Here is a 10,379-nt window from a genome sequence, read left to right as displayed (position 1 = left end):
TGGCGTATATTACGCTTTCCTCTTTCAGAGTCAACCCTGATTTTCAGGATTTTTCTCTTCAACCGACCGGCTGTTTGTGTGAAGTGATTCACATCCGCCGTGTCGATGGAGGCGCATTATAGGGAGTTCTCTGCTGACCGCAATAGAAAAATTGCAGAAAAATGACTGTTTGCTGCATTCCCCAGCAAAACCCCTGGTTATACCCATTTACGCACAGACTTATCCACAAAATGCGCGTTCATCTCTTGGATCTTCTCACTCTGCAAACGATCTTTCAGGGATAAAAGCGGGGCCAGAATTTAAAAAGAAAAATTCGCGAGCGTTGCGCAAACGTTTTCGTTACAATGTCGCCGCAAAATGAGAATGCCCCATAAGGGGCGTTAGCTGAGTTTTTCACGAAAAATTCAGCTAACGCTCTCTGTAATCGTCAAATCCAGGGGATTTACCATGCAACAACGTCGTCCAGTCCGCCGCGCTCTGCTCAGTGTTTCTGACAAGGCCGGTATCATCGAATTCGCCCAGGCACTTTCCGCACGCGGTGTGGAGCTGCTGTCTACGGGGGGCACAGCCCGCCTGTTAGCAGAAAAAGGCCTGCCGGTGACCGAAGTTTCCGATTACACCGGTTTCCCGGAAATGATGGATGGACGCGTAAAGACCCTGCATCCAAAAGTCCACGGCGGCATCCTCGGTCGCCGCGGCCAGGACGATGCCATTATGGAACAGCACCACATCGCCCCTATCGATATGGTTGTCGTTAACCTGTATCCGTTCGCCGAAACCGTAGCACGCGAAGGCTGCTCGCTGGAAGATGCGGTAGAGAACATCGATATCGGCGGCCCGACCATGGTGCGCTCTGCTGCTAAGAACCATAAAGACGTGGCCATCGTGGTGAAGAGCAGCGACTACGACGCCATTATTAAAGAGATGGATGCCAACGAAGGCTCTCTGACCCTCGACACCCGTTTCGATCTCGCGATTAAAGCCTTCGAACACACCGCCGCCTACGACAGCATGATCGCCAACTACTTCGGCAGCATGGTTCCGGCCTACCATGGTGAAAGCAAAGAAGCCGCCGGTCGCTTCCCGCGTACGCTGAACCTGAACTTCATTAAGAAGCAGGATATGCGCTACGGCGAGAACAGCCACCAGCAGGCTGCCTTCTATATAGAAGAGAATGTGAAAGAAGCGTCCGTTGCCACCGCACAGCAGGTTCAGGGCAAAGCACTTTCCTACAACAATATCGCTGATACCGACGCGGCGCTGGAGTGCGTGAAAGAGTTCAACGAGCCGGCCTGCGTGATCGTCAAGCACGCCAACCCGTGCGGCGTGGCGGTGAGCACCACTATTCTCGACGCTTACGACCGTGCGTATAAAACCGACCCAACCTCCGCGTTCGGCGGCATTATCGCCTTCAACCGCGAACTGGATGCCGAAACCGCGCAGGCCATCATCTCCCGCCAGTTCGTGGAAGTGATCATCGCCCCATCCGCGACCGAAGATGCGCTGAAAATCACGGCTGCCAAGCAGAATGTGCGCGTACTGACCTGTGGTCAGTGGGCACAGCGCGTACCTGGTCTGGACTTCAAACGCGTTAACGGCGGCCTGCTGGTTCAGGATCGTGACCTGGGTATGGTGAGCGAAGCTGAACTGCGCGTGGTTTCCAAACGCCAGCCGACCGAACAGGAACTGCGAGATGCGCTGTTCTGCTGGAAGGTAGCCAAGTTTGTGAAGTCCAACGCTATTGTGTATGCCAAAGAGAACATGACCATCGGCATAGGCGCAGGCCAGATGAGCCGCGTGTACTCCGCCAAAATCGCCGGGATTAAAGCGGCTGACGAAGGTCTGGAAGTGAAAGGCTCCGCGATGGCCTCTGACGCCTTCTTCCCGTTCCGCGATGGTATTGATGCCGCTGCCGCCGTTGGCGTGAGCTGCGTGATCCAGCCTGGAGGTTCGATTCGCGACGATGAAGTCATTGCCGCCGCCGACGAACACGGTATTGCGATGATCTTCACTGACATGCGCCACTTCCGCCATTAATGGAGCGAAACATGAAAGTATTAGTGATTGGTAACGGCGGACGCGAACACGCGCTGGCCTGGAAAGCCGCACAGTCGCCGCTGGTTGATACTGTTTTTGTCGCACCGGGTAACGCCGGTACCGCGCTGGAGCCCGCGTTGCAGAACGTGGCTATCGGCGTCACCGATATTCCGGCGCTGCTGAGCTTTGCCCAGCACGAGAAGATTGACCTGACCATCGTTGGCCCGGAAGCGCCGCTGGTGATTGGCGTGGTCGATGCGTTCCGCGCGGCGGGTCTGAAGATCTTTGGCCCAACCGAAGGGGCCGCCCAACTGGAAGGCTCCAAAGCCTTCACCAAAGATTTCCTCGCTCGTCACCAGATTCCGACGGCGGAATACCAGAATTTCACCGAGATTGAGCCAGCCCTGGCTTATCTGCGTGAGAAAGGCGCGCCGATCGTCATCAAAGCTGACGGTCTGGCTGCCGGTAAAGGCGTTATCGTGGCGATGACGCTGGAAGAAGCCGAAGCCGCCGTTCATGACATGCTGGCAGGCAACGCCTTTGGCGACGCGGGCCACCGTATCGTGATTGAGGAGTTCCTCGACGGCGAAGAAGCGAGCTTTATCGTGATGGTCGACGGCGAGCACGTGCTGCCGATGGCCACCAGCCAGGATCACAAACGCGTAGGCAACGGCGATACCGGCCCGAACACCGGCGGCATGGGGGCTTACTCTCCGGCTCCAGTGGTGACCGATGAAGTCCACCAGCGCACCATGGAACGGATCATCTGGCCAACCGTGAAAGGCATGGCGGCAGAAGGGAATACCTATACCGGCTTCCTGTACGCGGGTCTGATGATCGACAAGCAGGGCAACCCAAAAGTGATCGAGTTCAACTGCCGCTTCGGCGATCCGGAAACCCAGCCGATCATGCTGCGCATGAAGTCGGATCTGGTGGATCTTTGCCTGGCCGCCTGCGACGGCAAGCTGGATGAGAAAACCTCCGAGTGGGACGAGCGCGCTTCATTAGGCGTGGTGATCGCCGCGGGCGGTTATCCGGGCAACTACAACACTGGCGATGAGATCCACGGCCTGCCGCTGGAAGAAGTGGCTGACGGTAAGGTTTTCCACGCGGGCACCAAACTCGCCGATGACGACCGTGTGCTGACCAGTGGCGGTCGCGTACTGTGCGCCACCGCGCTGGGCCACACCGTGGCTGAGGCGCAGAAACGCGCTTACGCCTTGATGACCGACATCCGCTGGGACGGCAGCTTCAGCCGTAACGACATCGGCTGGCGCGCCATTGAGCGTGAGCAAAACTAACGGCTGAGTTTAGCCAGCAGCGTTTTGCGCGTAATGCCCAATTGGCGGGCGGCTTCCGTTTTGTTGCCGCCCGTTTTTTCCAGCGCCGCCAGAATCACCTCTTTTTCGACGTCCACCAGCGGTTGGATCTCACCACTGTATTCCGTTTTTATCGGCGTCGCGGCAATAGCGAGAGGCAATTCGCGTTCAGAAATGTATTCTCCCGTCAGCAACACCACCGCCCGCTCGATAGCGTTTTCCAGCTCACGGATATTGCCCGGCCAGTCGTAGTGGATCAGCAGATCCATCGCCTGCGGCGTAAACCCCTTCACCGCTTTTCGGTTACGTTCGGCAAAACGCCGCAGAAAATGGTCTGCCAGTAGCGGAATATCTTCCCGACGCTGGCGCAAAGAAGGCATTTCAATCGCCACCACATTCAGGCGGTAATAGAGATCCTGGCGAAAACGACCAGCACTCACCTCTTCCGCCAGGTCGCGGTGGGTAGCGGCAATTAACCGAACATCCACAGATATCGTCTGGTTACTTCCCACGCGTTGCACTTCGCGCTCCTGAATCGCCCGCAGCAAACGTACCTGCATTAACGGCGAGATATCGCTGATTTCATCAAGAAACAATGTCCCGCCGTCAGCTTCGACAAAGCGTCCCTCCCGACGTTTATCCGCGCCGGTAAACGCGCCTTTTTCGTGGCCGAACAGCTCAGACTCCAGCAGCGATTCATTAAGCGCCGCGCCGTTGAGCGTGACCAGCGGTTTGTCGCTCCTGGCGCTACAGGCGTGTAGCGCCCGCGCCACCAGCTCTTTACCCGTGCCGGAGTCTCCGTGAATCAATACCGTGGCGTCTGATGGTGCGACCATCGCGATTTCATTCAGTAAATGTTGCATCGCCGGACTGCTGCCAATCATGCCAAACTGCGCAGCCGACGCCGATGGCAATTCAGCGCCCGTTTCCCGCGTATGCGCCAACGCCTTTTCCAGCGTCTCCTGCAGACGGTCAAAATCCAGCGGTTTAATTAAATAGTCGAGCGCGCCGGCTTTCAACGCCTCTACCGCCGTTTCCACGCTGGAGAATGCCGTCATAATCAAAATCGGAATGGCGGGATTGAGCGCTTTAATCTCTTTCAGCGTGGCGATACCGTCCATCTCCGCCATACGCACATCGCACAGTACCAGATCAAAGACTTTCTCACGCACCTGAGCCAACGCATCATGCCCACTGTAGGCCAGAGCGACGTTATAGCCCCAGCCCCGAAGCAGCGCCTGTAAAATCGTGCAGTGGCTTACATCATCATCCACAACCAGAATATCGATTTTTCCGCGTATCACCCTTGTTAATCCTGTTGTCTCGCTATCACTGGCAACCAGATAGTAAAGACCGCGCCTTTACCCTCAATACTTTTCACCTTAATCGCGCCGCCATGCTGTTCGATGATATTTTGCACCACAGCCAGCCCCAGGCCTGTCCCGTCAGCTTTGGTCGTAAAATAAGGCGTAAAAATCGCCTCCAGCTGATCCGGGGCGATCCCTTTCCCGCTATCGGTAACAGTGATGATAACGCGGTCGGTCCCACTTTCTTTTGCCTCTACGCTAATCGTTCCCTGGCGGCCAATCGCATGAATAGCGTTCAGGTACAGATTCAACAGCACCTGAGTCAGCCTGTCCGGGTCAGCCTGAATACGCTTAAGCGTCTCATTCGCCGTGAATCTCAACTGAATCTCTCTGCTTTGGGCATCCTGACTGACCAGATTCAGGGAGTGAGTAATAATATCATTGAGGTTAACCGCCTGGAGCGTCAGATGCGCGGGCTTTACCAGTTCGAGCAATTCGCTTACCACCCGGTTCAAACGGTCGGCCTCTTTGGCCATCACCTGCGCCAGTTCATGCGACTCGCCGCCGGCTGGCGTGCGCTCGGCAAAGTATTTCGCCAGCCCTTTGATGGACGAGAGCGGGTTACGAATTTCGTGCGCGACGCCCGCCGCCAGATGCCCCATCGCCACCAGCTTTTCTTTACGCTTCATTGCATCAAGCAGTTCTCTGTGCGAGCGCTGATAACGCTGATGCCAAAAAAACGCCAGTAACGTTGCCAACAGCACCGCCGCTAACGCAGACAAAACAATCAGCGTATTACGCCACTCCCTTGCCTGTGTCGCGGCCAGCTCGCTGGCGTCAAAGGCAATAAAAATAGTTTGTTTCGCTGGTTCGTCGTCATTGGCGCTACGCGCCATGCCGTGCCCCCTCATACCGTGACCTCTCATACCGAAAAGCGGCTGGAACTGACGGTAAATTTCCAGCGCAGGCACCGTCTCGCCGTTAGCAGCAACATCGACACGCCGCCAACGCTCCTGCGGCCCGGGGTTTAGTTGATGCATTTCAGATGCGGAATAGAGCGATTTGCCCACCATGCCAAGGTTGCTATGAGTGATGATTACCCCCTGCGCATCCGTTACGGCGAACCACAACACGCCTGGCTGACCCGCCATCTCTTCCAGCAATGTCTGCTGCTGCGCGTGATGCATCCGCATTCCCATACCTACTCGCGTGCCGGACTCCAGAGCGCGAATGAGTACATTTCCCTTTTCCAGCAGCGTCTGCCTGGCGGCAGCGCTCTCACGGCCATAGTCGCGAATGACCATAATGGAAAATAGCCCCACCAGAATGAAGATCGCCACAGGTAACAGTCGACTCAACCACGTTGCAGCGGCATCTTTATGTAATCGTATAAAACTCACAGGCTTCCCCGGCTCGTTTTTATTTTCCTTACTTAAGCAGAGATCATGCCATTCTTCGCTCCGCATAACCGCGCGGTGTCGCACACCCTTTCGGATACTAGTGGGTAAAAATGACTCGCCAAGCGGGTCATGCGAGTCATTTTTACTCGCTTTTTGCCGCCTGAAGCGAGTTAACTCGCTGCCCGACAAGGAATAGTTACCTGGCACGGAAGATGCAAGAGAGAGGATAAGATGAGCAACAGGAGAACGCAAAATGAAACGGAACAATAAATCAGCTATCGCGCTAATCGCCCTCTCTCTTTTGGCCCTGAGCTCCGGCGCCGCCTTCGCCGGGCATCACTGGGGCAACAATGACGGTATGTGGCAACAGGGAGGGAGCCCGTTAACCACGGAACAGCAGGCGACGGCGCAGAAGATTTATGATGATTACTATACGCAGACCAGCGCGCTGCGCCAGCAACTGATATCCAAACGTTATGAATACAACGCGCTACTGACCGCCAGTTCGCCGGATACTGCGAAAATTAACGCGGTTGCCAAAGAGATGGAGTCATTAGGCCAGAAGTTAGATGAGCAACGCGTAAAACGGGATGTCGCGATGGCGCAGGCTGGCATACCACGCGGCGCAGGAATGGGCTATGGCGGTTGCGGCGGCTATGGCGGCGGTTATCATCGCGGCGGCGGTCATATGGGTATGGGAAACTGGTAAAGCATGTTTGCCGAATGGCGGCTTCGCCATTCGGTATTCCATCAAAAGCTTTTCGCTTGCGGCTGCCAGTGACAGAAATCTGAATTCGCCACCAGCAAAAGTTGCGATCCTTCCGGCGCCTCCAGCCATGCTACGCTCACCTCTACCGATGAGTGGTTCTGGCGGCGCTCAATGTGGCTTATTGCCCAGGAATCCAGATCCGGTTTCAGCGTTTCACCTTCACAGGTGGTTACCGTATGGTCGGCGTGCCAGCGTCCCTGGCGTAGTATGACCCGCCCCAGGCGCAAGGCGTCGCTGGTCTGACGGATTTGTTCGGCGCGATAGCGATACAAGGCAATCTGATCGTTGGAAAGCTGCTGCTTCTGCCCCCCGACTTCACGCTGCATAAAACTGAGTTCGCCATGAGCGTCGAAACGCGCGCGAATATGTTCTGGCGGTTTGCTGTAAATATTGAGTTCAATAAGCGAAAGCGTATCACCCTGCCAACGATATTCGCTGGTCGTCGTGCTACCGCTATGCCACGGGCTAAAAACAGAAAGCAGATGGACTTCATCGTTCGTATCTTTACGCCAGATACGCACCGCGCCGTGATCGCCGGCAAAGCCGCTGGCAGTAAACGGAGGCGGTGAAGCGTTATGACTGCAGGCAGTCAGCAACAGCGCGCCAGAAAACAGAAACGCGCGACGCCAGACAGACAAAAGGGGCTGACGAGCCCCTTCGATAAAACTGTTCACAGCTACGCGTCTTACTTAACTGCGTCTTTCAGAGCTTTACCAGAAACAAACGCCGGTACGTTAGCGGCGGCGATTTTGATTTCTTTACCGGTCTGTGGGTTACGGCCAGTGCGCTCAGCACGGTGGTTCACTTTGAAGGTACCGAAACCAACCAGTTGTACAGCATCGCCTTCTTTCAGAGACTCAGTAATAGCAGCCAGAGTGGATTCCAGAGCAGCTTTAGCCTGGGTTTTGGACAGTTCTGCTTTGTCTGCAATTACATCAATCAGTTGAGTCTTGTTCATAAGTTATCCTTACAATGTGTTTATCGCTTGCTAAGCATCGAGTGCGACGGAAATGCCAGAAAAGCACTCTCCTGCATACACGCACCGATAGCCACTTTTTTTCGCCTCCCAAATGTAGACCAGACGGGGGGCATAAGGGAAGCCTTATGGCACGACAAATCAGACGTTAAATCACGTTTTCTGGTGTCATTGCTGAAAATTTATACCGATATTGCTCTCACCAGCCTCGCGCAGGTCTGCCCTGAGCCCTTTTATCAGTTCAATATCGCGTTCTTCGCAGTCGGCTAAAAGTCGGAATATTTCCCACTGAATATCCCATTCCTGTTCAACGGCAGGGTTCGTTTTGAGCTCCTCATCGGTCATTTCCCGACCAGCCTGAGTCATTTCCAACATCGCTACCGTAGTAATGGAAGTCTTACTAACCTCAATAGCGTGTTCCAGCGTTTCGCCGCTAAGGCGAGAATGCATTAATTCGCTTAATGCGACGCAGGCATCAATCGCCGGGTAAACGCCGTACAGATCATAGTCGTCAGCTGCCGGAATTGCCTCTTCAAACTTCTCCAGTTGGCTATCGAAATTGACCTTTGCATCTTTCACCGTCAGGGTTTCCCAGATCAGATCCAGAATGCGACGGTAGATCTGTCCGTCGCCGAATTCCGTCTGCTTGCAAAACATGGCGTAGTTCGGGTACATGCGCTCGCACAAGCAGGCCATAAAGGTAACGTGCTGCCAGCTTTCCAGCCGCTCCAGACGCAAATGAATCGGGTTTTGTAACATGATGGAATCTCGAATCGGAAATTAGCGGCAGTTTACCTGAATCAGCGCTGAATTTCTTGCCAACGAACAAACGCCGGACGTCCGGAAGCGACGGCATCCGCCCAGCGCGTCGGCTCCGGCAGGCGATACCCTTTCATACAGCGCTGTACCCACGCCAGCGCGCTGTCAGTACTGACTCGGTGCCCCGTCGCGATAAACAGCGGATTACAGCGCGCCTTGCTGCGCCATACCCACGCCAGTTGCTCGCCTTTATCCATTAAGGGGCTAAGTGCGCCAGGTTCGGTGGAAAGTGGCTCAAATTTACCGCATAGCCGTTTTTTCGCTACGCCGATGGTCGGCACGTCCACCAACAGTCCAAAATGACTGGCGACGCCAAGCCGACGCGGATGCGAAATACCGTGACCGTCCACAAACAGCAAATCGGGCTTTTGCGAGAGCTGTTCCCACGCCGCCAGCAGAGCAGGATATTCACGAAAAGAGAGAAAGCCGGGGATATACGGCATGGTGGTGGCAATACGCGCCACCTTGTACTCGACCAGTTCAAGCGACGGATATTTCAGCAACACCATCGCCGCCCACGTCACCTCGCCCCCCTGCTCAAAACCGACGTCCGCCCCGCCGATAAACGCTGGCGGATCTTTGTCCAACCGATCTTCGCGGCAAACCGATGAAGCAAGTTCTATCTGTTGAGCGCGTAGCGACGCGAGATCCATACTAACTCCTTAGCTGTGATACTGCGCAGAAAGTCGGTGCACTGCCTCCACAAATGCGCCAGCATGTTCTGGCGGCACATCCTGATGGATGCCATGTCCAAGGTTAAAGACGTGCCCTTCTCCCTGACCGAAACCAGCAAGTATAGTCGCTACTTCGTCTTCGATCCGTGCCGGCGGCGCATACAGCATCGAGGGGTCCATATTGCCCTGCAGCGCCACTTTATGGCCAACGCGACGGCGCGCATCGGCGATATCTGTCGTCCAGTCGAGACCCAGCGCGTCGCAGCCGGTTTCCGCCATCGCCTCCAGCCACTGACCGCCACCTTTAGTGAACAGCGTTACCGGCACGCGGCGACCGTCGTTTTCACGCAGCAGGCCATCGACGATTTTATGCATGTAGTAGAGGGAGAATTGCTGGTAATCGCGGCCAGTCAGCACGCCGCCCCAGGTATCGAAAATCATCACCGACTGCGCACCCGCTTTAATCTGCGCGTTGAGGTACAGCGTGACGCTTTTCGCCAACTTATCCAGCAGCAGATGCAACGCCTGCGGGTCAGCGTACATCATCTTTTTAATCACCGTGAAGGCTTTGCTACTGCCGCCTTCCACCATGTAAGTCGCCAGCGTCCACGGGCTGCCGGAGAAGCCGATCAGAGGAACCTCGCCTTTTAGTTCGCGGCGGATGGTCCGTACCGCATTCATCACATAGCCCAGTTCATCCTCCGGATCGGGAATGGGCAGCTTATCGACATCGGCTTTGCAGGTGACAGGGGCCGTAAAGCGCGGGCCTTCCCCGGCTTCAAAATAGAGCCCCAGGCCCATCGCGTCCGGAATCGTCAGGATATCCGAGAAAAGGATCGCCGCATCAAGCGGATAACGGCGCAGCGGCTGTAAAGTGACCTCGCAGGCCAGTTCGGCATTTTTGCACAGCGACATAAAATCGCCCGCCTGAGCGCGAGTGGCTTTGTACTCCGGTAGATAACGGCCCGCCTGGCGCATCATCCACACTGGCGTAACATCAACGGGCTGGCGCAGCAGCGCACGTAGATAACGATCGTTTTTGAGTTCGGTCATTTTTACATTCCTTTAGCGTTGATGC

The 10,379-nt window shown here is 55.5% G+C and carries 10 protein-coding genes; 3 read left to right on the top strand and 7 right to left on the bottom strand.

The annotated features are described in order from the left end of the window. The first annotated feature begins 447 nt into the window (after positions 1-447). Both purH and purD read left to right on the top strand, forming a co-directional pair. A complete protein-coding gene (purH, locus tag J4685_RS21965; RefSeq protein ID WP_001187508.1) occupies positions 448-2,037 on the top strand; it encodes a bifunctional phosphoribosylaminoimidazolecarboxamide formyltransferase/IMP cyclohydrolase in 1,590 nt (529 codons plus the stop codon). Positions 2,038-2,048: 11 nt separating this feature from the next. Beyond that, positions 2,049-3,338 carry a phosphoribosylamine--glycine ligase gene (gene purD / locus J4685_RS21960; protein ID WP_000866765.1) on the top strand — a complete coding sequence of 430 codons (1,290 nt, stop codon included), beginning with the start codon at positions 2,049-2,051 and terminating at the stop codon, positions 3,336-3,338. On the opposite strand, the gene zraR is transcribed toward purD, so the two are convergent. Continuing rightward, a complete protein-coding gene (gene zraR, locus J4685_RS21955) occupies positions 3,335-4,660 on the bottom strand; it encodes a sigma-54-dependent response regulator transcription factor ZraR (RefSeq protein ID WP_000617937.1) in 1,326 nt (441 codons plus the stop codon). The genes purD and zraR overlap by 4 nt on opposite strands. Positions 4,661-4,665: 5 nt before the next feature. Further along, positions 4,666-6,063, bottom strand: a complete 1,398-nt coding sequence (gene zraS, locus J4685_RS21950; protein WP_011233231.1) for a two-component system sensor histidine kinase ZraS — start codon at positions 6,061-6,063, stop codon at positions 4,666-4,668. 253 nt (positions 6,064-6,316) lie between these two features. Here zraS and zraP point away from each other — a divergent pair, with 253 nt between their 5' ends. Next, positions 6,317-6,772, top strand: coding sequence for a zinc resistance sensor/chaperone ZraP (gene zraP / locus J4685_RS21945; protein WP_000828129.1), 456 nt, complete (start codon positions 6,317-6,319; stop codon positions 6,770-6,772). 41 nt (positions 6,773-6,813) lie between these two features. On the opposite strand, the gene J4685_RS21940 is transcribed toward zraP, so the two are convergent. The 5 genes from J4685_RS21940 to hemE form a co-directional block, all read right to left on the bottom strand. After that, positions 6,814-7,506 (bottom strand): DUF1481 domain-containing protein, encoded by a 693-nt coding sequence (locus J4685_RS21940; RefSeq protein WP_001083930.1) that lies wholly within the window; start codon positions 7,504-7,506, stop codon positions 6,814-6,816. 11 nt (positions 7,507-7,517) lie between these two features. Next, the gene (gene hupA, locus J4685_RS21935) at positions 7,518-7,790 is read right to left on the bottom strand and encodes a nucleoid-associated protein HU-alpha (protein ID WP_001044509.1); all 273 of its coding nucleotides are present in this window, start codon (positions 7,788-7,790) and stop codon (positions 7,518-7,520) included. A gap of 186 nt (positions 7,791-7,976) precedes the next feature. After that, on the bottom strand, positions 7,977-8,567 hold the full coding sequence (locus J4685_RS21930) for a YjaG family protein (protein ID WP_000940092.1): 591 nt from the start codon (positions 8,565-8,567) through the stop codon (positions 7,977-7,979). Between the two features lie 41 nt (positions 8,568-8,608). Beyond that, entirely contained in the window at positions 8,609-9,280 is a 672-nt protein-coding gene (gene nfi / locus J4685_RS21925; RefSeq protein WP_000362369.1) for a deoxyribonuclease V, read from the bottom strand. Between the two features lie 9 nt (positions 9,281-9,289). After that, on the bottom strand, positions 9,290-10,354 hold the full coding sequence (gene hemE / locus J4685_RS21920; RefSeq protein ID WP_000137620.1) for a uroporphyrinogen decarboxylase: 1,065 nt from the start codon (positions 10,352-10,354) through the stop codon (positions 9,290-9,292). Between the last annotated feature and the right edge of the window lie 25 nt (positions 10,355-10,379).

The sequence above is a fragment of the Salmonella sp. 32100201201700099SM genome, from assembly GCF_017572645.1.
Lineage (GTDB): Bacteria > Pseudomonadota > Gammaproteobacteria > Enterobacterales > Enterobacteriaceae > Salmonella > Salmonella enterica.
This window is presented reverse-complemented; position numbering and strand designations above follow the sequence as displayed.